18 protein-coding genes are annotated in these 23,546 nt (G+C 70.6%); 7 read left to right on the top strand and 11 right to left on the bottom strand.

Annotation, left to right across the window (positions count from 1 at the left end; genetic code table 11):
- Positions 1 to 4 precede the first annotated feature (4 nt).
- The gene (gene pip / locus VIL76_RS08850; protein ID WP_332044657.1) at positions 5 to 1,012 is read right to left on the bottom strand and encodes a prolyl aminopeptidase; all 1,008 of its coding nucleotides are present in this window, start codon (positions 1,010 to 1,012) and stop codon (positions 5 to 7) included.
- Positions 1,013 to 1,022: 10 nt separating this feature from the next.
- Positions 1,023 to 2,003, bottom strand: coding sequence for an alpha/beta hydrolase (locus VIL76_RS08845; RefSeq protein WP_332044656.1), 981 nt, complete (start codon positions 2,001 to 2,003; stop codon positions 1,023 to 1,025).
- A gap of 108 nt (positions 2,004 to 2,111) precedes the next feature.
- Between VIL76_RS08845 and VIL76_RS08840 the strand changes: the two genes are divergently transcribed.
- Positions 2,112 to 3,326, top strand: a complete 1,215-nt coding sequence (locus VIL76_RS08840; RefSeq protein ID WP_332044655.1) for a multidrug effflux MFS transporter — start codon at positions 2,112 to 2,114, stop codon at positions 3,324 to 3,326.
- Positions 3,327 to 3,470: 144 nt separating this feature from the next.
- Here VIL76_RS08840 and VIL76_RS08835 read toward each other — a convergent pair whose 3' ends face one another.
- From VIL76_RS08835 to VIL76_RS08825, 3 genes are read right to left on the bottom strand one after another with little or no spacing between them, the layout of a single operon-like run.
- Complete coding sequence (locus VIL76_RS08835) at positions 3,471 to 3,818, bottom strand: DUF423 domain-containing protein (protein WP_332044654.1); 348 nt, start codon at positions 3,816 to 3,818, stop codon at positions 3,471 to 3,473.
- Positions 3,815 to 5,236, bottom strand: coding sequence for an amidase (locus VIL76_RS08830; RefSeq protein WP_332044653.1), 1,422 nt, complete (start codon positions 5,234 to 5,236; stop codon positions 3,815 to 3,817). The genes VIL76_RS08835 and VIL76_RS08830 overlap by 4 nt, the downstream gene beginning before the upstream one ends.
- Entirely contained in the window at positions 5,236 to 6,513 is a 1,278-nt protein-coding gene (locus VIL76_RS08825) for an aminotransferase class III-fold pyridoxal phosphate-dependent enzyme (protein ID WP_332044652.1), read from the bottom strand. Before VIL76_RS08825 ends, VIL76_RS08830 begins: the two co-directional genes overlap by 1 nt.
- A gap of 82 nt (positions 6,514 to 6,595) precedes the next feature.
- On the opposite strand from VIL76_RS08825, the gene VIL76_RS08820 reads away from it, so the two are divergent.
- Positions 6,596 to 7,765 carry an MFS transporter gene (locus tag VIL76_RS08820; RefSeq protein ID WP_332044651.1) on the top strand — a complete coding sequence of 390 codons (1,170 nt, stop codon included), beginning with the start codon at positions 6,596 to 6,598 and terminating at the stop codon, positions 7,763 to 7,765.
- Positions 7,766 to 7,938: 173 nt separating this feature from the next.
- Entirely contained in the window at positions 7,939 to 8,955 is a 1,017-nt protein-coding gene (locus VIL76_RS08815; RefSeq protein ID WP_332044650.1) for an NAD(P)-dependent alcohol dehydrogenase, read from the top strand.
- Between the two features lie 4 nt (positions 8,956 to 8,959).
- Here the strand turns inward: VIL76_RS08815 and cysN are convergent, their stop codons facing one another.
- The 4 genes from cysN to VIL76_RS08795 form a co-directional block, all read right to left on the bottom strand.
- Positions 8,960 to 10,864 (bottom strand): sulfate adenylyltransferase subunit CysN, encoded by a 1,905-nt coding sequence (gene cysN, locus VIL76_RS08810; RefSeq protein WP_332044649.1) that lies wholly within the window; start codon positions 10,862 to 10,864, stop codon positions 8,960 to 8,962.
- A complete protein-coding gene (gene cysD, locus VIL76_RS08805) occupies positions 10,864 to 11,814 on the bottom strand; it encodes a sulfate adenylyltransferase subunit CysD (protein ID WP_332044648.1) in 951 nt (316 codons plus the stop codon). The genes cysN and cysD overlap by 1 nt, the downstream gene beginning before the upstream one ends.
- Positions 11,815 to 11,957: 143 nt before the next feature.
- Positions 11,958 to 13,226, bottom strand: coding sequence for an erythromycin esterase family protein (locus VIL76_RS08800; protein WP_332044647.1), 1,269 nt, complete (start codon positions 13,224 to 13,226; stop codon positions 11,958 to 11,960).
- The gene (locus VIL76_RS08795) at positions 13,213 to 15,300 is read right to left on the bottom strand and encodes a family 1 glycosylhydrolase (protein WP_332044646.1); all 2,088 of its coding nucleotides are present in this window, start codon (positions 15,298 to 15,300) and stop codon (positions 13,213 to 13,215) included. Before VIL76_RS08795 ends, VIL76_RS08800 begins: the two co-directional genes overlap by 14 nt.
- Before the next feature lie 239 nt (positions 15,301 to 15,539).
- Here VIL76_RS08795 and VIL76_RS08790 point away from each other — a divergent pair, with 239 nt between their 5' ends.
- The 4 genes from VIL76_RS08790 to VIL76_RS08775 are packed head-to-tail and all read left to right on the top strand — an operon-like array spanning position 15,540 to position 21,273.
- Complete coding sequence (locus tag VIL76_RS08790; protein WP_332044645.1) at positions 15,540 to 16,145, top strand: biliverdin-producing heme oxygenase; 606 nt, start codon at positions 15,540 to 15,542, stop codon at positions 16,143 to 16,145.
- A complete protein-coding gene (locus VIL76_RS08785) occupies positions 16,142 to 18,388 on the top strand; it encodes an ATP-binding protein (RefSeq protein ID WP_332044644.1) in 2,247 nt (748 codons plus the stop codon). The genes VIL76_RS08790 and VIL76_RS08785 overlap by 4 nt, the downstream gene beginning before the upstream one ends.
- On the top strand, positions 18,381 to 18,833 hold the full coding sequence (locus VIL76_RS08780; protein WP_332044643.1) for a response regulator: 453 nt from the start codon (positions 18,381 to 18,383) through the stop codon (positions 18,831 to 18,833). Before VIL76_RS08785 ends, VIL76_RS08780 begins: the two co-directional genes overlap by 8 nt.
- Entirely contained in the window at positions 18,826 to 21,273 is a 2,448-nt protein-coding gene (locus VIL76_RS08775) for a response regulator (RefSeq protein ID WP_332044642.1), read from the top strand. The genes VIL76_RS08780 and VIL76_RS08775 overlap by 8 nt, the downstream gene beginning before the upstream one ends.
- Here the strand turns inward: VIL76_RS08775 and VIL76_RS08770 are convergent.
- Together VIL76_RS08770 and VIL76_RS08765 are read right to left on the bottom strand one after the other, a co-directional pair.
- Entirely contained in the window at positions 21,270 to 23,027 is a 1,758-nt protein-coding gene (locus VIL76_RS08770; protein WP_332044641.1) for a response regulator, read from the bottom strand. The two genes, VIL76_RS08775 and VIL76_RS08770, sit on opposite strands and share 4 nt — an antisense overlap.
- Complete coding sequence (locus tag VIL76_RS08765; protein ID WP_332044640.1) at positions 23,024 to 23,545, bottom strand: YfiR family protein; 522 nt, start codon at positions 23,543 to 23,545, stop codon at positions 23,024 to 23,026. Before VIL76_RS08765 ends, VIL76_RS08770 begins: the two co-directional genes overlap by 4 nt.
- Position 23,546 lies beyond the last annotated feature (1 nt).

Below are 23,546 nucleotides of genomic sequence, written 5' to 3'. Positions count from 1 at the left end.
CGCCTCAGACGTTGAAGGCCTGGTCCGTCGCCCGGACCAGCGCGTCGACGATCCCCGGCTCGGTGGAGGCGTGGCCGGCGTCCCAGACCACCTCGAAGCGGGCCTCCGGCCAGGCGGTCTTCAGCTTCCAGGCCGCCTCCATGGGTGTCACCACGTCGAAGCGGCCCTGCACGATCCAGCCCGGGATGCGGCGGATCTTCTCGGCGTTCCGCAGGATCCAACCGTCCCCGTCGCCGCCCTTCTGGCCGAAGAAGCCCAGGTTGGCGAAGAAGTGGCACTCGATGCGGGCGAACGCGATGGCGAAGTCGATCTCGTTGAACTTCGAGGGGCGGGCCTCCGGCCCGCGGATCGAGATGGTGTCCCCCTCCCACTGGCTCCAGGCGGCGGCGGCCTCGGCCTGGACGCGGCGGTCGGGGTGGGTCAGGCGCTTGTGGTAGGCGCTGATCATGTCGCCGCGCTCGGCCTCCGGGATGGGCCGGCAGAAGCGCTCCCAGGCGTCCGGGAACAGCATCGAGGCGCCGTCCTGGTAGAACCAGGCGAGCTCGCGCTTGGTGAGCAGGAAGATGCCCCGCAAGACCAGGCTTTCGACCCGCTCCGGGTGAGTGATCGCGTAGGCCAGCGCCAGCGTCGAGCCCCACGAGCCGCCGAACACGCACCATTTCTCGACGCCGAGGTGCTCGCGCAGCCGCTCGATGTCCTCGATCAGCGCCCAGGTGGTGTTGTCCTCCAGGCTCGCGTTGGGCCGCGAGCGGCCGCAGCCGCGCTGGTCGAACAGGGCCATCCGCCACTTCGACGGATCGAAGAACCTGCGCATCGTCGGGTTGATCGCCCCGCCCGGCCCGCCATGCAGGATCACGCAGGGCTTGCCGGTGGGCTTGCCGCATTCCTCATAGTAGATTTCGTGCCCGCCCGCGGCGGGCAGCCAGCCAGAGGCGAAGGCCTCGCTCTCGGGGAACAGCCCGCGCCGGTGTCCGGGGGCGGAGACGGCGGGCGGGGGCGTGCTGCGTTCCATGGGCGCCAACCTACTGCGGGAAACGGCGGCCGAGCCAGTCAAGGATGAGCCCGCTCACCTCTTCCGGCTTCTCCTGCTGCGTCCAGTGGCCGGAACCCTTCACCATGTGCATCTCCAGGTCGCCCACCACCAGCGGCATGTGCTCGGCCATGGCCGGGGTCAGCACCGCATCAAGTTCGGCGGTGATCATCAGGCAGGGAACGCCGTCGATCCGCTGAAGGGTCCCCTCGGCCTGCTCCCAGTTGCGGGTGAAATTGCGGTACCAGTTCACCCCGCCGCCGAAGCCGGTGCGCTGGAACGCCTCCACGAACACCGCCAGCTCGTCGGGCCGCAGGAACTGGGCGCCTTCGTCGCTCGGGTCGAACCTGGCCAGCATCTCCTTGAAGGCGAAGGTCGAGCCGCCCTCCGCCGGCTGCGCCGCCGCCTGCAGCGCCCGCGGCTTGCGCATGAAGAAGCGCATGGTCTTCTCGACGTCGGCGCCCAGCACCTGTTCGGGCTCGTCCGGGGTCTGGAACCAGACGATGTACATGTCCGGGCCGAAGCGCGCCCGGAAGATGGCGATCGGGTCGGCCGGCGGCCTCGGCATGAAGGGGGTGTTGAGCCCGATCACCCCGGCCACGCGCTGCGGATGGAGCAGGGGCAGCTGCCACACGACGATGCCCCCCCAGTCGTGGCCGCAGAACACCGCCTTCTCCGCGCCCAGGTGGTCGAGGAGCCCGACGAGGTCGCCGGTCAGGTGCGCCATGTCGTAGTCCGCGACAGCTTCCGGCCGGGAAGACAACCCGTAGCCACGCTGGTCCGGTGCGATCACCCAGCGGCCGGCGTCGGCCAGCGCCTTGATCTGATGGCGCCAGGAGAAGGCCAGCTCCGGGAATCCGTGGCACAGCACGATCGGCGTGCCCGTGCGCGGCCCCGCCTCGTAGTAGGCCAGCTCCACCCCGTTCACCGAGGCGTGCTGCACCGGCGGCATCATGGTCTCGAGCGCGGACATCGGCGGCCTCCCTCTGCGGCCGTCACCATTGCCGCAAAAGACCAGGGGCGGAAACGTTCTCGCCGCGGAAGCCTTTCGGTGGGCTCCCCAAGCCCCTAGCTGTCGCCCGTGACCTCCGCCGCCTCGAAACCCGACCGAACGCCCTGGGGCCTCGTCATCCTCCTGGGCTCGCTGACGGCCATGGGTCCGCTGGCCATCGACATGTACCTGCCGAGCCTGCCCACCATCGGGGGCGACCTGCGGGCCACCGCCAGCCAGACCCAGGCCACGGTCTCGTCCTTCCTGGCCGGCATGGCGCTCGGCCAGTTCCTCTACGGTCCGGCCTCCGACCGGCTCGGCCGCAAGGGCCCGATCCTGGTGGGCACGGCGATCTTCATCGCGGCCTCGGCCGCCTGCGCGCTCGCCACCACGCCGGAACAGCTGATCGTCGGCCGCTTCGTCCAGGCGCTGGGCGCCTGCGCCGGCGGCGTCGTCTCCCGCGCCGTGGTCCGCGACCGCTTCGACCACACCGAGACCGCGCGCATGCTCAGCCTGCTCATGCTGATCATGGGCCTGGCCCCGATCCTGGCGCCGCTCGGCGGAGGCCTGCTGCTGGCGGTGGGCGGCTGGCGGCTGATCTTCTGGTTCATGGCGGCCTTCGGCGTCGCCGTCGGCCTCGCGGCCTGGTTCCGGATGACGGAGTCCCGCTCCGAGGAGACCGCGGCGCATGCCCGCTCCGAGCACCCGGTGCGCGCCTATGCGGAGCTCCTGAAGCAGCGCCGCCTGTTGGGCTACGGCCTGGCCGGGGCGCTGAACGGCGCGACGCTGTTCACCTACATCTCCTCGTCGCCGGAGCTGCTGATCCAGATCTACAAGATCCCCGCGGCCCAGTTCGGCTGGGTGTTCGGCCTCAACGCGGCCGGCGTGATCGGCGCCAACCAGGTGAACCGCCACCTCCTGCGCCGCCGCACGCCCGACCAGGTGCTGGCCAGATCGAGCCTGGTGGCGGTGGGCTTCGCGGGCGCGCTGACGCTGGTGGCGGTGACCGGCCTCGGCGGCATGTGGACCGTGCTGCCGCTGCTGTTCGCCCTGCTGGCGACCTACGGCTTCATCCAGGGCAACACCATGGCCGGCGCGCTGAGCGTGGACCCCAGGCGAGCAGGCTCCATCTCGGCCCTGCAGGGCGGCCTCGCCTTCGCCGCGGGCGCCGGCGCCTCGGCCCTGGCCGGCATCTTCCACGACGGCACGCCTCGTCCGATGGCCATCGTGATGCTGCTGTCGATGGCGGGCTCCGCTGCAGCCCTGCACCTCATGGCCCTGCCAAGGAAGGCGCCTTCCCACTAAGGTGTCATCCCGGTTTCCGCGAAGCGAAAGACCGGACCCATGAACACCAATCGTGGCGATATCGCGCGGCGCAGCCGCGTCCTCTCCTGGTGCTCCAGCGTCTATGGGTCCCGGTCTTCGGCTGCGCCTAAACCGGGGTGACACTCAGGGATCTGGCCGCCGCGCCACGCGCCACGCCATCAGCCCCCATCCCACCATCAGGCTCAGCCCGCCCACCGGCGTCACCGCGCCCAGCACCCGCGGGCCACCCATCGCCATGGCCCACAGCGTCCCGGCGAAGATCGCCGCGCCCACCACGAACAAGCCCTGCGCCCACCGCGCCCCGAACCGCTCCGCCGCGAAGGCCGCCAGCACGTGGACGAAGCCGTAGACCGCGCCGGTGCGCAGCCACTCCTGCGCCTTCGGATCGGCCACGCCATGCGCGCCGAACGCGCCGAACGCCACGCTAGCCAGCCCCAGCAGGGCTGCGGCCACCAGCCAGCCGCGGCTCATCCGTAGATCGCCGGCCGCCGGTCCTTCCAGGGGGCTTCCTTCTCCAGCTGCGCGGCCAGCCGGAACAGCGTCGCCTCGTCGGCGTACTTGGCCGTGAACATCATCCCGATCGGCAGGCCCTTCGCATCCATGTGCAGCGGCAACGAGATCGACGGCTGGCCGGAATAGTTGAACGGCGGGGTGTAGGGGTAGATGCGGCCCTGGCGGCGGTTCACCTCCTTGGGCTCCAGGTTCACCGGGTCGATGAAGCCCACCTCCGGCACCGGCTCGCCCAGAACCGGGCACAGGTAGACGTCGATGTCCTCGAAGGCCGCCAGCGTCCGGCGGTTCAGCATCCGGGTGTCCTGCAGCGAGCGCATGACGTCCGCGCCCGCCTGCCGCCGCCCGGCCTTCAGGATCGACCAGGTCAGCGGCTCCAGCTCGTCCTCTTCCGGCTCGCGCCCGACCTCGGCGATCAGGCGCTCCATGCCCGAGGCGAAGTTGGCGGCCGCCGCCGGTCCGCGGCTGGCGTAGAGGGCCCGGTAGTCGATGCCCAGCCCGCGCTCGAACACCTCGTGGCCGAGACCCTTCAGCAGGTCCGCCGTCGCTTCCAGCGCCGCCTGGATCTCCGGGTTGATCGGCCGCCCCGACGGCGTCTCCCACGACCAGGCGATCCGCAGGCGCCCCGGGCTCGTCTCGATCTCCTCCATGTAGGGCCGCGCCTTGGGCGGGGGCGGATAGGGGGAGCCCGGCTCCGGATGGCCGGTGGCGTCCAGCATGGCGGCGCTGTCGCGCACGGTGCGGGTCACCACGTGGTCCACCACGTTGCCGAGCGTGTAGTCGAACGCGTCCGGCAGGTTCGGATTGCGGTCGCGGGTGACCTTCAGGCCCACCAGCCCGCAGCAGGCCGCCGGGATGCGAATCGAGCCCAGGCCGTCCGAGGCGTGCGCCAGCGGCACGATGCCGGCCGCGACCGCCGCGGCCGCGCCGCCCGACGAGCCGCCGGAGATGTGGTCGGGGTTCCAGGGGTTGCGGCAGGCGCCCAGGCGCTGGCCCTCCGCCGTGCCGGTGATCCCGTACTCGGGCGTGTTGGTCTTGCCGAGCGGGACCACCCCGGACTGCCGGTAGCGGCGGGTCAGGCCGGTGTCCTCGGCGTCGACGACGTTGGCGAAGCGGCTGCCGTGGGTGCGCGGCCAGCCCGCCACCTGGATGCCCAGGTCCTTGATCAGGAACGGCACGCCCTTGAACGGGCCGTCGGGCAGGTCGCCGGCGGCCCATTTCCGCGCGTCGTCGTAGCCCTTGTAGACCACGGCGTTCAGCGTCGGGTTGTGCCGCTCGATGCGTTCGATCGCGGCCTCCACCAGCTCGGCCGGCGTGACCTGCTTCTTGCGGACCAGCTCGGCAAGGCCGAGGCCGTCGTACTCGGAATAGTCGTCCATCAGCGGGCTCCGGCGGAGAGGAAGGCGAGCTTCTCGACAGGCGCGAGGTCGCGGACCTGCGTCTTCAGCGCGGCGAACGCGCCCTCGGCGGCGGCCAGGGCCTCGTCGATGTCGGCCTCGGTCATCGCCGCGCAGAGGAACATGTTGTGCCAGGGGTGGATGTACACGCCGCGGGCCAGCATCTCGGAGGCGAAGCAGAAGCCCTTCCGCAGGTCCGCGTCGTCGTCGAACAGGAACAGCGGCATGGTCACAGGGCCGCTCTGGCGCAAGCCGAAGCCCGCCGCCTTGGCCCGTTCGGCGAGCCCTCCGCGCAACCGCTCGCCGAGCGCGGTGATGCGCTCCAGATAGTCGGTGTCGCGGATCAGCCGCAACGTCTCCAGCGCCGCGGCCATGGGTGCGGCCTGGTACCAGAACGAGCCGGTGACGTAGATCGACGCCGCCGCCTGGCGCGCCTTGTCGTTGCCCAGCAGGGCCGAGAGTCCATGTCCGTTGGCCAGGCACTTGCCCCAGCTCGACAGGTCCGGCTGCACGCCGAGCTTGGTCCACGAGCAGTCCCGGGTGAGCCGGAAGCCGGCGCGGACCTCGTCGACCACCAGCAGCGCGCCCGTGGCGTCGCACAGCTCCCGGGCGCGGCGCGCATAGGCCGGGTCGGGCTCGGCCTGGTCGATGAAGGCGTCGTGCTTGAAGGGCGCCGCGAAGATGCAGGCCAGGTCGTCGCCGGCCTGCGCCACCGCCGCCTCCAGGCTGCCGACGTCGTTGTAATCGTAGAAGATCTGGTGCGACCTGTCGGTCTCGATCACGCCCGCGGGCCTGGGCGTGCACCAGGCGGCCGCGCCGTGGTAGGCGCCCTTGGCCCTGACGACCGTCTTCCGCTTGGTGTGCGCGCGGCTGACCACCAGCGCCATGGAGGTCGCGTCCGTGCCGTTCTTGCAGAACATCGCCCAGTCGGCGTGGCTGACCATCCCCACCAGCGCCTCCGCCAGCTCGACCATAAGGCCGGTCGGGCCCGTCAGCGTGTCGCCCGCGCCGAGCTGGCGCACGTAGGCCGCGTCGATCTCCGGGTTCGCGTAGCCGAACAGGTTCGGCCCATAGGCGCACATGAAGTCGAGGTAGCGCTTGCCGTCGGCGTCCCAGATGTGGGCGCCTTCGCCCCTCTCGAAGAACTGCGGATAGTCGTCCGGCAGCAGCCCCACCGACTGGTGGCCGTACATCCCGCCCGGGATCACCGCCTGCGCCCGCTCCCGCAGCTGCCGGTCCCGGCTGTTCGCACCCGCCATCCGCCGCCTCCCTTATCGTTGTTCAGACATTACGCCCGCCCGGTGGGACGGCAACCGCGGCGACTCCGTATAATCGTCCGCCATGACGCTGCCCGTCCGCCTGGGCCTCTACTATTCGGCCATCTTCATCGGCACGGGGGCGAGCTCGCCCTACCTGCCCGTGTGGTTCGAGCACCGCGGGCTGTCCGGCGCCCAGATCGGGCTGATCCTGTCGCTGCCGATGCTGGCGCGGGTGTTCACCGCGCCCTTGCTGGCGGTCTGGGCGGACAGCTTCAAGCTCAGGCGCACCGCGCTGATCTTCATCGGCGCGGCCGTGGCCGGGCTCTACGCGCTCATGGCGCTGCCCTGGGGCTTCGGCGGCTGGATGCTGGTGTGGTTCGCGGCGTCCTCCATGTACGCCACCCTGCAGCCGCTCACCGACGTGCTGGTGCTGCGGCGCGCCACCCAGGACGGCTTCAACTACGGCTGGCCGCGGGGCATCGGCTCGGCGGCCTTCATCGTCGGCAACGTCGGCGTCGGCTGGCTGCTCGCGCGGGGGTCGCCGGAGATCGTGCTGGTCTGGATGGTCGCCGCCGTGGCGTCCGCGAGCCTCGGCGCCCGCCTGCTCCTGCCGCCGGACACCGTCCACGACGAGGGCGCGCACTTCTCCGTCCGCGAGCGGTTCGCGGGGATCAACGGCCTGCTGCGCGACCCGCGCTTCATGCTGGCCGTGGGCTCGGCCGGGCTCATCCAGTCGGCCCACGTCTTCTACTATTCGTTCTCGGCGCTCACCTGGAAGCGGCAGGGGATCGCCGAGGACTTCACCGGCATCCTCTGGGGCCTCGCGGTCGCCGTGGAGATCGGCTTCCTCTGGTTCCTGGAGCCGTGGCGCCGCCGGATAGGGCCGATGGGCCTCCTGCTCATCGGCGCCGGCGCCTCCGTCTTCCGCTGGACGGTGCTCGCCTTCTCCCCACCCCTCTGGCTGATCTTCCCTCTCCAGGCGCTCCACACGCTCACCTTCGCCGCCACCTTCATGGCCTCACTGCAGCTGGTGCAGCGCTACTCCACGCCGGCCAACGCCTCGGCCGCCCAGTCGCTGAACTCGGCGCTCTCCTCAGGCGTGCTCGCCGGCCTCGCCACCATGGCCTCCGGCTGGCTCTTCGACCGCGTCGGCGCCCAGGGCTACCTGCTGATGGCGGCCATGTCGGTGGTGGGCCTGCTCGGCGCCCTGCGGCTCGCCGCCATCAGCCGCGCTTATTCCTCGCCAGAATAGCGCCTTTGCGCTATACTGTAGACGTTCTTTGACAAGCACAATCAATAGCTTAACCGACCTCGAGAGTTGTCGCCCTGACTCGCTCAACTAGGCCTGACGCGGCGTGTAACATCCGGCGGGCTCACGTCGGGTCAGGCTTGCCGAGCCGCGGCTGCGGGGGCCTATGATCGGCCATGCGCGCGCTGAACGTCTCCGAACCCTGGGGCCTCGACCAGGTGAAGGTGGTGGAGGTCCCTGACCCCTCACCCGGCCTGGGTGAGGTCCTGGTCCGCATGCGCGCGGTGTCGCTGAACTTCCGCGACCTGCTCATGGTCCAGGGCATGTACGGCCGCGGCCCGCCCACGGCCGGCCCGATCACCCCCTTCTCCGACGGCTGCGGCGTGGTCGAGGCGGTGGGGCAGGGGGTCACCCGCGTCGCGGTCGGCGACCGGGTGGCGACGCTGTTCTTCCAGAACTGGGTCAGCGGCCCCCCGACGCTGGAGAAGCTGGGCTCGGCCCTGGGCCACCCGATTCCGGGCGCCGGCCGCGAACTCGGCGTCTTCCACGAGGACGGCCTCTCGAAGGTCCCCGAGTTCCTCTCCGACCACGAGGTCTCCACGTTGCCCTGCGCGGCGCTCACCGCCTGGCGCGGCCTGTTCCACGACGGGCGGCTGGAGCCCGGCGACACCGTGGTGCTGCAGGGCACTGGCGGCGTCTCGATCTTCGGCCTGCAGTTCGCCCACGCGGCGGGGCTGCGGACCCTGATCACCTCGTCCTCTGACGAGAAGCTGGAGCGGGCGAAGGCGCTCGGCGCCGACCACCTGGTGAACTACCGGACCACGCCGGACTGGTCGAAGCCGGTGCGGGAGGCGACCGGCGGCCGCGGGGCCGACTTCATCATGGAGGTCGGCGGCGGCGGCACGATCCAGCAGTCGATGCGCGCGGTGAAGATCGGCGGCCACATCGCGATCATCGGCGTCGTGGCCGGGCCGGGCGAGCCCTTCAACCCCGCCAGCCTGATCGGCAACTCGGCCAAGCTCCAGGGCCTGTCGGTCGGCTCGCGCGACATGTTCGAAAGCATGTGCCGCGCCCTCGAACTGCACCGCATCAAGCCGGTGGTGGACAAGGTCTACCCGTGGACCGAGGCCCGCGCCGCCTTCGAGGCGATGCGCGCCGGCGAGCACTTCGGCAAGATCGTCCTGGAGTTCTGAAGGCCTAGATGCCGGGATCGAAGCCGGCTTCCAGCCACTGGAAGATCAGCTCGGCGGCCTCCTCTGGGGAGGTCTTCGTCGTGTCGATCCGGATCTCCGGGTTCTCCGGCGGCTCGTAGGGGCTGTCCACGCCAGTGAAGTTCTTCAGCTCGCCCGCCCGGGCCTTCTTGTAGAGCCCCTTCACGTCGCGGCGCTCGGCCTCTACTATGGGCGTGTCGACGAACACCTCGACGAACTCCCGCTCGCCCATCAGCTCGCGCACCATCCGCCGCTCCGCCCGGAACGGGCTGATGAAGGCGGTGAGCACGATCAGGCCGGCGTCGACCATCAGCTTGGCCACCTCGCCAACGCGGCGGATGTTCTCGACCCGGTCCTCCTCGGTGAAGCCCAGGTCCTTGTTGAGGCCGTGGCGGACGTTGTCGCCGTCCAGCAGGTAAGTGTGCTTGCCGTCGGCGAGCAGCCGCTTCTCGACCATGTTGGCGATGGTCGACTTGCCGGCGCCGGAGAGGCCCGTGAACCACACCACCCGCGGCGTCTGGCCCTTCTGGGCCGCGCGCGCCTGCTTGGAGACGTCCAGCGCCTGCCAGTGGATGTTCTGGGACCGCCGCAGCGCGAAGTGCAGCATGCCGGCGCCGACCGTGCGGTTGGAGATCCGGTCGATGAGGATGAACCCGCCGAGGTCCTTGTTCTCGGCGTAGGCGTCGAAGGCCAGTGGCGCGTCGGTGGAGAGGTTCACCACCCCGATCTCGTTGAGCTCCAGGCGCTTGGCGGCTAGGTGCTCCAGGGTGTTCACATTGACCTTGTACTTCGGCTCGGTGACCTGGGCCCCGACGGTGCGGGCGCCCAGCTTCAGCAGGTAGGGCCGGCCCGGCAGCATCGCCTCGTCGTCGAACCAGACGAGGGTCGCCTCGAACTGGTCCGCCACAGCGGGTGGGGCCTTGGCGGCGGCCAGGACGTCACCGCGGCTGACGTCGATCTCGTCCTGGAGCGTCAGGGTCACCGACTGGCCAGCCACCGCCTCGTCGAGGTCGCCGCCCATCGTGACGATGCGAGCCACGGTGCTCTCGCGGCCAGACGGCAGGGCCTTTACCCGGTCGCCCGGACGCACCACGCCGGACGACACGAAGCCGGAGAAGCCGCGGAAGTCGAGGTTGGGCCGGTTCACCCACTGCACCGGCATCCGGAAGGGCTGCTCGCGCAGGTCGTCCTCGACCGGGGCATCTTCCAGCCAGCGCATCAGCGGCGGGCCCGAGTACCAGGGCGCCTTCGCCGAGGCCTCCGTGATGTTGTCGCCCTTCAGCGCCGACATCGGGATGGCGGTGAACTCGGTCAGGCCAATCTGGGCCGCGAACTCGCGGTACTCCGCCACGATGGTGTCGAAGACCTCCTTCGACCAGTCCACCAGGTCCATCTTGTTGATCGCCAGCACCACGTGGCGGATGCCCAGGAGGCTCACCAGGTACGAATGCCGCCGCGTCTGGGTCAGCACCCCCTTGCGCGCGTCGATCAGGATGATGGCGGCGTCGGCCGTGGAGGCGCCGGTGACCATGTTGCGGGTGTACTGCTCGTGGCCCGGCGTGTCGGCCACGATAAACTTGCGCTTGTCGGTCGAGAAGAACCGGTACGCCACGTCGATGGTGATGCCCTGCTCGCGCTCGGCGGCCAGGCCGTCAACCAGCAGGGCAAAGTCGATGTCGCCGCCCTGGGTGCCGACCTTCTTGGAGTCAGCCTCGAGGGCCGCAAGCTGGTCCTCGAAGATCATCTTGGAGTCGTAGAGGAGCCGCCCGATCAGGGTCGACTTGCCGTCGTCGACGGAGCCGCAGGTGAGGAACCGCAGGAGCGACTTGTGCTCGTGCTGATGGAGGTAGGCCTCGATGTCTTCGGCGATGAGGTCGGACTGGTGGGCCATCAGAAGTAGCCCTCCTGCTTCTTCTTCTCCATGGACGCGGCCTGGTCGTGGTCGATCTTGCGGCCCTGCCGCTCGCTCGTGGTGGTGAGCAGCATCTCCTGGATGATCTCGGGCAGGGTGGCCGCGGTGCTCTCGACGGCGCCGGTCAGCGGGTAGCAGCCGAGGGTGCGGAAGCGCACCGACTTCAACTGCGGGGTCTCGCCGTCGCGCAGCGGCATCCGCTCGTCGTCGACCATGATCAGCGTGCCGTCACGGTCCACCACCGGCCGCTCCGCCGAGAAGTAGAGCGGTACGATCGGGATGTTCTCCAGGTGGATGTATTGCCAGATGTCCAGCTCGGTCCAGTTGGAGATCGGGAACACCCGGATGCTCTCGCCGGGGTTCTTGCGCGCGTTGTAGAGCCGCCAGAGCTCGGGGCGCTGGTTCTTCGGGTCCCAGCGGTGCTGGGCCGAGCGGAACGAGAAGATGCGCTCCTTGGCGCGGCTCTTCTCCTCGTCGCGCCGCGCGCCCCCGAAGGCCGCGTCGAAACCGTACTTGTCCAGCGCCTGCTTCAGGCCCTCGGTCTTCCACATGTCGGTGTGCAGGGGGCCGTGGTCGAAGGGGTTGATGCCGCGGGCCTCGGCCTCGGGGTTCTTGTGCACCAGCAGCTCGAAGCCGAGCTCGCGGGCCATGCGCTCGCGCATCTCGTACATCGCCTTGAACTTCCAAGTCGTGTCCACGTGCAGGAGCGGAAAGGGCGGCTTGGAGGGATAGAAGGCCTTCGCCGCCAGGTGCAGCATCACGGCGCTGTCCTTGCCGATCGAATAGAGCATGACCGGCCGTTCGCACTCGGCGACCACCTCGCGCATGATCTGGATGCTCTCCGCTTCGAGGCGCTGCAGGTGGGTCAGCATCTGTGGAGACGGGGCGCTTTCGATCGACAGGCGGGCGGGCGCGACGCGGGCGTCCATGGGCGGGACCTTACAACATCAGAAAAACTCCGCCCGCCCGGATGGGCGGCCGGATCGGCCCCGCTGGTCAGTTAGGGGAACCCCCCGGCCCGCGCAAGGCGAGCCCGCCCCAGGAAATCTCTAGGCCTGATCAGCAGATGTGGTCAGCGGGGCAGCGGGGTGACGGCCCTCGTGCGGTCCAGGAACACCACAGTGTCGAACTGCTGCTCGAGCACGGCGTCGATGTAATGTGACTGCCTCTCACGGCGGGGATTGAAGATCACCCCGATGGCCCGCTCCCGCGCCCGCGGGCGGGCAGGTTCGCCGCGAAGGAGCCGCAGAGCGTCGGCCGGTCCCTCGGTGTGCAGCCGCGCCTCGTGGCTCTCCGGCGCGGCTGGCGGCACGGCGAAGGTCCGCGGCTTGCCGCCCCAGAGCTCCGCGGCCGTAACCTCGCCCTCGTAGGTGAGGAAACCCACCAGGAAGGCGCCGCCACGCTCGCGCAGGAGCTGGCCCAGGGTTACGTCGCCCTGCTGCCGCTGGGAGGTGTGGCGGGCGTCGCCCACGTGGGTGTTGTGGGCCCAGATGGCCACGCCGCCGCCGGCGTGGCGGGCGATCTCGGCGGCGGCCTGCGCCATCCGTCGGTCGCGGGCGTTCCAGGAATAGCCGGTGGCCTGCTGGATGCGGAAATACTCCTCGCCGGCGACCACGGTGGCCGCGGCGCGCCGCAGGGCGAACCGCGCCTCTTCGTCGGCGAGCACGGGCGCGATCCGCTCCACCTCGGCCAGCGCCTGTTCGGCCTGCCGCCGGCAGGTCCGGCCGCCGCGCACGGCCTCAGAATAGCGGTCGGCGGAGCGGCGGAACCGGCCAAAGCAGCCGTAGTGGCTGCGGACCCGTTGCGCCGTCGCCGGTTCGAGCGTCGCCAGCCGGGCTGTGACCGCGTCCGCGGCGTCGAAGAAGTCGTAGACGTCCAATCCGTAGATCCCCACCCGCTGCTCGGCCGGACGCGCCAGGTTGATCGCCCGCACCCGTTCGACGAAGTCGCGGAACTCGGCGTTGCGCCACATCCAGGTGGGGAACTCGTCGAAGCCGGAGAGCGCGGCCTCGGCCGTACGGTCCTCGCCTTGGCCGCGCAGGTAGCGGTTGAGCCGCTCGGCGCCGGACCAGTCGCCTTCGATGGCGATGGCCCGCACGGCGCCAGCGCGGATCAGCTGCTCGGTGATGCGCGCGCGCTCCCGGTAGAACTCGCGGGTCCCGTGGGTGGATTCGCCCAGCAGGACGAAGGTCGACCCCCGCGCCGCGTCCACCAGCGGGCGATAATCGGCTTCGCCGCCGGTGATCGGGCTCGGCGGCCCGGCTAAGGCGCCGTCCGCGACCGCAAGGGCTGCCGCGAGCGCGCAGGCCAGCGTCAGGCGGCGGCGCTCACTCGGCGGCATGGCGAAGCGCGTCGCCCTCGTCCCTCTCCAGGGCGCAGGTGGTGCGGCCCGCGGTAAGCAGCTTCCAGCCCGCGACCACCCGCTGTGCGGCGCTGGTCAGGCTCGGAAGGACCAGCTCCACGGCGTCCGTCGTGGCAGGCGCCCGGGAGGGCCGGCGGCCGATGGCGCCGACGCTGACCGGCTCCACCCGGTAGAAGTCCAATCCGCCTTCGCGGGCGATGAGGCAGGCGAGTTCGGCCCAGGTGAGGCTCGGCGGCGCGGCGAGCCGCACTGCACCCGCATGGCCGTCGATCAGCAGGTCGAGCACCGTGTGCGCGGCGTCGGGCAGGTACAGCCCCGGCGCCGTGCGGTTGGACGCGGCGCGGAACGTGCGGCCGTCCCGCAGGGCTTCCAGCGCCTCGTGGGCGAAGGCCTGTAGGTCGCGATGAGAGATGGCGTCCTCGGTGGCGACCAGCAGCTCGCGCCGCCCGGGGCGGCGCCCGTCCATGGCGCCTCTCAGCCAGGTGACGACGGGTATTTCCCGCGCCGCCGCGGCGACTGCGTCGCGGGCATGAGGGGTCACGTTGACGACGGCCCAGGGTTGGGTTTCGGCGAGCTGCGCCGCCAGCGTCTCGCGAGCGGCTTCCCCTTCGCCGGCGCCGACATTCACGACGCGGTGCGCCAGGTGGCGGAGCTCGCAGGCGTGCACCAGGGCTTCGACCCGCGCGCAGCCGGGCCCGACGATCAGCAGCGGCCGGGCGGCCTCCAGGTCCGGCTCCGGCGGGGTGTGGCGGGCGCAAGGCTCCGGCAGGTCGATCACCTGCTCGAAGAAGCGGTCCTGGCGTCGCCACCAACCCAGGCCCTTGAGCGCCGGATGGCTCGGGGTGCGGCCGGCGGCGAGGTCCTTCAGCAGCGGGACCATGGCCGTGGGCTTCGGCTTGCCGCCGCGCAGGTCGAAAACGCCCACCTCATAGTGGCCCGCTTCCTCGGCCAGCAGCCGGTTCCAGTCGAAGGAGCCCAGCAGGCCCCACGCCGTGACCGCCTGCACCGGCACGCCGTCCCCGCGCGCCGCCTCGGCTGCGCGCCAGGTCTCCACGAACCAGCGCATCTGCTCCTCGCGGGTGCAGCCGTTGTGGCACTCGGTGATGGCGATGGTCCGGCCGTAGCGCTCGTAGGTCTGGTTGAGCAGGGTCCGCACGCCAAGCGGACCGCCGGTGACCGTGCGCACCGCCTCGATATTGACGTAGGGCCCGGGGCCGTCGCCGCCGCGCAGCGTGGGTGGATAGAGCTCGACGCGGTGGTCCAGCAGCCGCTCGCTGGAGAGGTAGTGGTTGAAGCCCAGCACGTCGGGTGGGCAGGGATCGTCCGCGATAACCCGCAGCCGGTCCTCCAGTCCCCATGCGCAGAGCCTGGCCCAGAGCGGATGCTCCGGCGTCACCATCCCGCAGAGCAGGTCCCAGGTGATCCAGCGCCGCTCGTTCTCGTAGTCGGCCTGCGCCTGCATCGGCGGCGTGGCGTGGCAGAAGCCCAGGTCCTCGGTCTGGATCAGCCGGGCCTCCGGGTTCACGCGGCGGATCTCGCGCATGGAGAGCCGGGTGGCGTCGATCTCGTTCAGCAGGGCGCGCCAGAACGCGCCTTCGTTGGTCGTGTGCGGGTACCAGATGCCGTAGAGGGCGCTGAACCGGGCGGTAGTGAGAGGCTCGTTGACCGGGGTCCAGTCACGCACCCACGGGTAGCGCTCGGCGGTCGCCCGCGCATGGTCGGCGAGGCCCAAGGCGAAGCCCTCGTCATCCACCAGGCTGGTCCAGTGCGGGCCGCTGCCGTGGTGGGTGAGGCCCACGATCGGGCGCATCCCATGGCGGGCGATCTCGTGCAGGCGCCGGTCCGACCAGCTGAAGTCCCGCTCGTCCGGGCGACGAGGCGACACCCGCTCCCACAGCACGGGATAGCGGATCGTCGTCAGGCCCAGGTCCGCAAAAAGTCCGATGTCCGAGATGCGGTCCTGGTGTCCCGACAGCAGCGTCTGGTCGAGATAGCGGTTGCGGATGCGGTTGACGGTGCACTCATGACCGCCCCAGAGTTCCAAGGTGTCCAAGTCCCAGCCTTCAGAAAAGACGGCGAAAACAGGCTCGCCGCGATGGTTACGACACGAATTCAGGATCGGATAAGTTGAGTGGCGCCTTCGGTGTTCCAGCTGTTATCTTATGACGCGGCGGGGAACCCTCCGCTCCTCTGTCAGGTGTCGACACAGGTCCGGCGGGGCCTTGCGCCGCCCGCTGCTTTCCTCTTTCATCCGGGCAGTCGGGCGGGGGCTGAACAGGATATGTTCCGCCCGTGACGAGTCTTGCCTTGCCGTTCCTGACTGCTGCGCGCGCCCGAAAACCAGTGGAATTGGCGACCTACCTCAGGGCGACCACGGCGGCCGCTCACGCACAACTTGAGGCCGCTCTTTCCATCATAAGTGAAGAACCCGACAGACGACGCTTCCTCACGGTGCTGGAAGGTTTCCACGGTTTCCACGTGGTGTGGGAGAAGGCTATCCGCCAGCGTCCAGAGTTCCTCGCGTTCTACGGCCCCCGCACCCGGCTGCCCCAGCTCCGCCGGGACCTCGGCGCGCTCGGACGCACGGCGGCCGAGATCGACGCCCTGCCGCTGTGCCAGGCGGCGGCGGCCCTGGCGGACGATCCGGACGAGGCGGTGGGCTCGATCTATGTGCTGGAGGGCTCGACCCTCGGCGGGCAGCTGATCAACCGGGCCCTGGCCGGCGCCGACTGGGTTCCTGAAGGCGGACTCAGCTACTTCAGTCCCTACGGCCGGCGCACGGGCGAGATGTGGCGCGGCTTCTGGGCCTGGGCGGAGGAACGGGATCCGGAGCCCGAATTGGCCGCCCGCGGCGCGCAGCGCACCTTCGCAACCCTCCAGGCCTGGCTCTGCGCGTGAGCGAGACCCTGTCGCAGGCGCCTGGGGCGATCGACCTGGAGGCCTGCGCGGCCGAGCCGATCCGCATTCCCGGCGGGATCCAGCCGCACGGCGCGCTGCTGGTGGTCGATCCCCAGCGCTTCGGCCGGTTGCAGGCGAGCGCCAACCTGTCGGAGATCTCGGGCCTGGTGGTCGAGCCCGGCCAGTCCCTGCTCGACATCCCCGAGGCGCTGCAGCTGGTCACGGAGCTCCGCCGCTGGCTGGCGACCCAGGACCCGCTGTTCCTGCGTACGGTCACCGTCGGCGCTTTCGTGCTGCAGGTCTTCGGCCACATCACCCCGCAGGGGGTGGTGCTGGAGTTCGAGGACCCGCCGCGCTCCGAGAGCGAGACGCTGGAGGGGCTCTACCCGCGCCTGCGGCTGTTCCTGGAGGCGATCGGCTCCGCCGCGGACATCCAGGGCATCGGCGAGGCGGCGGTGCGCGAGGTCAGGGCGATCACCGGCTTCAACCGGGTGATGCTCTACGTCTTCCAGGAGAACGGCGACGGCGTGGTGCTGGCGGAGGACGGGGACGGCGTGCTGCCGTCCTACCGCGGTCAGCGCTTCCCGGCGTCGGACATCCCCGCGCAAGCCCGCGAGCTCTACGTCCAGAACCGTATCCGGCTGATCGCCAGCTCCGAGTACACGCCGTCGCCCATCGAGCCGGCGCTGAGCCCGGTCGACGGCAGGCCGCTCGACCTGTCGCACGCGGCGCTGCGCAGCGTTTCACCGGTGCATCTCGAATACATGCGCAACATGGGGACCGGCTCGTCGATGTCGATCTCCATCCTGGTGGGCAAGGAGCTGTGGGGCCTGGTCTCCTGCCACTCCAAGGCCCCGCGGCAGGTAAACGCCCAGGTTCGCACGGCCTGCGATATCGTCGGCCAGGTGCTGTCGCTGCAGATCGAGGCGCGCGAGCAGGCCGACCGCACCACCGAGCGCCTGTCGCTCAACCAGGTGGAAACCAGTCTCCTGGCCCGCCTGACCGTCGCGCCGACCTTCCAAGCTGGCCTGATGGAGAACGCCGGGCTTTGGACCGAGCTCACCCGCGCCGGGGGCGCTGCCGTGGTGCGGGACGGTGAGGTGCTCACCACCGGCCTGACGCCGCCCGCCGCCGACATCCGCCGGCTGGCCCTGCGGCTGCAGCAGACCGGCGAGGACGTGGTCGTGGCCGACTCCATCGCCGAGCTGCTGCCGGAGGCCGAGCGCTATGCGGCGACCGCCAGCGGCGTGCTGGCCATCTCCATCTCCCGGCTGCACCCCGATTATGTGATGTGGTTCCGGCCCGAGCTGGTGCGCACGATCGAGTGGGGCGGCGACCCGCACAAGCCGATGGAGGTGGGGTCGGCGCGCCTGCATCCGCGCCGCTCGTTCGAGGCCTGGAAGGAGCAGGTCCGGCTGCGCTCGGCGCCCTGGTCCCGCGCCGAGGTGGAGACGGCCACCGGCTTCCGCAGCGCGATCCAGAACGTGGTGCTGCGCCAGGCCGAGGAGCGGGCGGAGCTCACCGAGCGCCTGCAGCGGACGAACAAGGAACTGGAGAGCTTCTCCTATTCGATCTCGCACGACCTGCGGGCGCCGTTCCGGCACATCGTGGGCTATGCCGAGCTGCTCGCCGACCGCGCCCGGGGCCTGGACCTGACGTCCAAGCACTACCTGCAGAGCATCCAGGATGCGGCCCTGTCCGCGGGCCGGCTGGTCGACGACCTGCTCAACTTCTCCCAGCTCGGCCGCACGAGCCTGTCGAAGGACAGGATCGACATGGGCAAGCTTGTGACCGAGGTCCGGCGCTCGATGGAGCCGGACACCGCCGGCCGCGAGATCGACTGGCGCATCGGCAAGCTGCCGCCGGCCTGGGCCGACGCGGCGATGATCCGCCAAGTCTTCCAGAACCTGCTGCAGAACGCCGTGAAGTACACCGCCCCGCGGCCAAAGGCGGTGATCACAGTCGAAGGCGAGGAACTCGGCGACCTGGTCAGCTACACGGTGCGCGACAACGGCGTCGGCTTCGACATGACCTACGTGAACAAGCTGTTCGGGGTGTTCCAGCGCCTGCACCGGGCCGAGGAGTTCGAGGGCACCGGCATCGGCCTGGCGCTTTGCAAGCGCATCGTCGAGCGCCACGGCGGGACCATCTCCGCCGACGCCGTCGTCGGCGAGGGCGCCGCCTTCACATTCACCCTACCCAAGCGCGAGAGCGCCCCCAAAGGAGATCGTTCGCGTGGCTGACTTGAGGCCGATCCTGCTCGTCGAGGACAATCCCCGCGACCTAGAGCTCACCCTGGCGGCCCTGGCCAAGTGCCAGCTGGCGAACGACATCGTGGTGGCCCGCGACGGCGCCGAGGCGCTGGACTTCATCTATCGCCGCGGCGAGCACGCCGACCGGCTGCCGGGCGATCCGGCGGTGGTGCTGCTCGACCTGAAGCTGCCCAAGGTCGACGGCCTGGAGGTGCTGGAGAAGGTCAAGACCGACCCGCGCCAGCGGCAGGTCCCGGTGGTGATGCTCACCTCCTCTCGCGAGGAGCGCGACCTGGTGAAGAGCTACGAGTTGGGCGTGAACGCCTTCGTCGTGAAGCCGGTCGACTTCAACGCCTTCTTCGAGGCGATCCAGGACCTCGGCATGTTCTGGGCGATCCTCAACGAGCCCCCGCCCCGGAGCGCCTCCGATGCCTGACGCTGGCGGACGCCCAGCCTCACGGGAGATCTGCATCCTCCTGCTGGAGGACAGCGAGATCGACGCCGAGCTTCTCGCCGCCCACCTTACCAAGGCCGAGGTGCAGTTCTCGCTGAAGCGGGTGGTGAACCGGCGCGAGTTCGTCGCCGCCCTCGAGGAGGGCACGTGCGAGGTGATCCTTGCCGACTACTCGCTGCCCGATTTCGACGGCCTGTCGGCCCTCAACATCGCCCGCGCCCTGCAGCCGGACATCCCCTTCATCTTCGTATCGGGCGTGGTGGGCGAGGAGTTCGCCACCAATGCGCTGAAGCGCGGCGCCACGGACTATGTGATGAAGCGCAACCTCGCCCGCCTCGCGACAGCGGTGGAGCGGGCGCTGGACCAGGCGCGCGAGCGCTCCGACCGTGAGCGCGCCGAGCAGGCGCTGCACGCCAGCGAGATGCGCGCGCGGCTGGCCATCGAGGGCGCAGAGCTCGGCATCTGGGACCTCGATCCGCGCACCGGCGAGCTGAGCTGGGACGAGCGGACGAAGGCCCTGTTCGACCTGCCGCCGGAGGCGGAGGTCAGCTACGACGGGTTCGTCGCGAGGCTGCACCCAGACGACCGGGCGCGCCTCCACACCGCGGTGGAGGCGGCGACCACGTGGACGCCCGACGCCACCGGCGCCTTCCGCGAGGAATTCCGTACGGTCGCTCCGAACGGGACGGTGCGCTGGATCGCAAGCCACGGCCAGGCCCAGTTCGACGACGGGGTCTGCACGCGCTTCGTCGGCATCGTGCGCGATATCACCGAGGAACGCGAGGCGCGCGAGGCGCTGCGCGCTCTAACCGGCGACCTGGAGCGCCAGGTCACCGAACGGACCGCCGAGCGCGACCGCATCTGGCGGCTGTCGCGAGACCTGTTCGCGGTGGCGAGCTTCGACGGACGCTTCATCCGCGTGAACCCCGCCTGGTCGACCATGCTGGGCTACGATCCCGACGCGCTCGTGGGCAGCAACTTCGGCCTGCTGATCCACCCCGACGATCACGAGCCGGCCGCAGAGGTCATCGAACGCCTCAAGGCGGGCGGCGTGGTCGAACGCTTCGAGGACCGGCTGCGACATGCCGACGGCAGCTGGCGTTGGATCTCCTGGATTGCGGTGCCGGAAGGTGACGCCTTCTACACGGTGGGCCGCGACATCACCGAGGAGAAGGCCGCGGCCGAGGCGCTGGCCGAGCGCAACCGCGAGCTCGCCGCCCAGATCGAGGAGCGCGAGCGGGTGGAGGCCACCCTTCGCCAGATGCAGCGGCTGGAAGCGGTGGGACAGCTCACCTCCGGGGTGGCCCACGACTTCAACAACCTGCTCACGGTGATCCTCGGCAACATCAGCTTCGTGGAGAAGTCGCTCGCGAAGGCGGGCATCGACGGGCCGGTGAAGGAGCGCATCAGCCACATGCGCACCGCCGCCGAGCGCGGCGCCAAGTTGACCGCCCAAATGCTGGCCTTTTCGCGCCGCCAGAAGCTGGAGCCGAAGCCGGTCGACCTCAACGAGACCGTGGCGGGCATGCGCGACCTCCTGCAGTCCACCATGGGCGGCAGCGTGCGCATCGAGACGGTGCTGAAGCCGGGTCTGTGGCCGGCGCTCGTCGACCCCACCCAGATCGAGCTGATCGTGCTGAACCTGGCGATCAACGCCCGTGACGCGATGGAGGTGGGCGGAAGCCTCACGGTGGAGACCTTGAACGTCACCCTGTCGCAGCCCCCGAGCCGGCCGGAGGAGCCTGCGCCGGGGGACTATGTGGTGCTGTCGGTCAGCGACACCGGGCAGGGGATGACGCCGGAGGTCCTGGCCAAGGCCTTCGAGCCGTTCTTCACCACCAAGGAGATTGGCAAGGGCTCCGGCCTGGGCCTTGCCCAGGTCTACGGTTTCGCCAAGCAGTCGGGCGGCGGCGTGCGGATCGACACCCGCCTGGGCGAGGGCACGACGGTCCAGGTCTACCTGCCCAAGGCTGCGGGCGCGGCCCGGCGCGAGCCGACCGCCAAGGCCGCGGCGCCCGCCGCGCGCGCTTCGGCGCGCACCGTGCTCGTCATGGACGACGACTCCGCCGTGCGCGAGATCACCGCCGCCATGCTGGTCGAGCTCGGCTACGGGGTGCTGGAGGCCGGCAGCGGCGGGGCGGCGCTGGACATCCTGCGGACCGACCAGCCGGTCGACATCCTGCTGGCCGACTACGCCATGCCGGGCATGAACGGCGTCGACGCCGCGCGTCGGGCGGTGGAGATGCGGCCTGGCCTGCCGGTGCTGTTCATCACCGGCTACGCCGACCTGAAGGCCCTGCGCGACGTGGGCGAGGACCGGATCATCCAGAAGCCGTTCCGCGACGACGAGCTGGCGCGCAAGGTCGCGGCGGCGCTGGGCGACGCCGAGGCCTCGGGCAAGGTCGTGCCGCTGCGCCGCTAGGCGCGGGCGGGCGCGGGGCGCAGCGCGTCGGCGACAGTCCGCGCCAGCTCGTCCATGTCAAAGGGCTTGTGCAGGATGACCGCGCCGCCGCCGAGGGCGTCCTCCACCTGGGCGGTATCGGCGTAGCCGCTGGCGAAGACGATCGCCATCTCCGCCCACTTCTGGCGCGCCAGGCCCGCGGCCTCGGCGCCGTTCATGCCGGGCATGGCGAAGTCGATCAGCATCAGGTCCGGCCGCGTGCGGTCCAGCAGGTCGAGGGCCGCCGGCCCGCCATCGGCGGTGAGCACGCGGTAGCCGAGCATCTCGAGGGTGTCCTTCACCAGGTTGCGTACGTCGGCGTCGTCGTCGACCACGAGCACGGTCGCGGGCGCGACCGCGACGATCGGCGTCTCGCGCTGGCGCGCCTGGGGCGCATTCTCGGCCGGCGCTTCCGCCGAGGGCCGCAGGAACAGCCGCACCGAGGTGCCGCGGCCGAGCTCGCTCTCGATCTGCGCGCCGCCCCCCGCCTGCCGCGCGACGCCGTAGACCTGCGACAGGCCCAGGCCCGTCCCCTTGCCGACGCCCTTTGTCGTGAAGAACGGATCGAAGGCGCGTTCCGCGACCTCCGGCGACATGCCCGAGCCGGTGTCGGAAACGCACAGCTCCACATAGGTCCCTTCCGGCAGCACCGGATGGTCGGGCGGGACCTCGACCACCCGCGTCGCGATCGTGAGCTTGCCGCCTTCCGGCATGGCGTCGCGGGCGTTGATCGCCATGTTCAGCACCGCGAGCTCCAGTTGGGTGCGGTCGGAGAGGACTGGCACGCCCTCGTCGGCCAGCTTGAACTCCAACTCGATCTCGCCGCCGATGGTGCGGGTGAGCAGATCGCCCATCTCGGAGACCAGCTCGCCGATCTTGAACGTCCGCAGCTCCAGCTTCTGGGCGCGGGAGAAGGCGAGCAGCTGGCGCGTCAGGCTCGCGCCTCGCTCGGCCGCCTGCAGGCCGTTGCCGGCCCACGCTGCGACCTTTGCGTGGTCCTGCGGCTTGCGACGGATCAGCTCGAAGGCGCCCTGGACCACCTGCAGCAGGTTATTGAAGTCGTGCGCGATGCCGCCGGTGAGCTGGCCCAGCGCCTCCATCTTCTGGCTCTGGCGCAGGGCCTCCTCGGCGCGGGCGCGCTCGCGCATCTCAAAGGTGAGCCGGGCGTTGGCCTCGCCGAGCTCGCCCGCACGCCGCTGCAGCTGGGACGCCGCGCGGGTGAGCACGCCCAGCAGCAGGAAGGCCATGAGGGTCAGCAGCCCGAGCGCGCTGTGACGGGCCAGGAGCGCGGACAGCGGCTCGCGGGCGGTCTCTACATAGACGGTGCCGAGGCGCGCCTCCTGCTCGGCCACCGGCGTGGTCACCTTCACGACGCCGCCGCGATAGCCCGCCAGCGGCGCCTTCAGCCGGGCGGGCGGCGCGGGGGAATCTCGGCGGCGATAGGTGACCAGCGGCCGGCCCTGCAGGTCGTATACCGCGGCCGCCGCGATACGCGGGTTCACCCTCAGCGCATCGACGTATTCGCGCATGGTCGGCCGGTCGTCGAAGGCCAGCGCCGCCGTCAGGCTGGTCGCCAGCAGGTCCGCCTGCACCGAGGCAGCCCGGACCGCCTGGGCGCGATAACCCCGCTCCGCCTGCGCTCCCAGCAGTATCCCGGCGGCCAGCAGCGCCACCGCCCCCAGCCACGCCAGGTTCAGCTGCCGACGGTCGGTCAGTTCCGGGCCGCGCGGCTTCATCGTTTCACAGACAGCGCGAGGCTGAGCAGCTTGGAACTGATCGTCAGCCCCGACTGGGCAGCCTGGCCAGCGTCGATGTGGAAGCGGACGCGGTCCTCGAACACCACGAAGTGGATCATCCCGCGCGCACCACCTTGCGCGGCGTCGGTGACCGTGAGCACGGGCGAGCCGCGCACCGCCTGCAGGGCCTCGGCCACCGATTGGCGCGAGGAGCCTGCCGCGTAGACCACATGGCAGCCCGAACTACGGTCCACCTCCGTCAGCCGGCGGATCGTCACCCCCGGCTGGCCCCGGACGGCCTGCTCGAGCCGCCCACCGAACGGATCCGAGCCGACGACGCAGATCGCAGCGGGGCCTCCCCCGGCCGGCCAGGTGACGAAGGCGGCGAACTTGGTCAGGAACGCCGCCTTCACCGCGAACTCGATCGAGCGGCCCTGGCCCGCGGCCGAGGCCGGCGCGGCGGCCACGGCGATTGCGGCCAGCGCGGCGATCAGGTGATGGGCCAGCGCTCGGATCAAG

This window comes from Phenylobacterium sp. (assembly GCF_036563285.1).
GTDB lineage: Bacteria > Pseudomonadota > Alphaproteobacteria > Caulobacterales > Caulobacteraceae > Phenylobacterium.
Note: the sequence above shows the minus strand (reverse complement) of the source record. Positions and strands in the feature narration are given on the sequence as shown.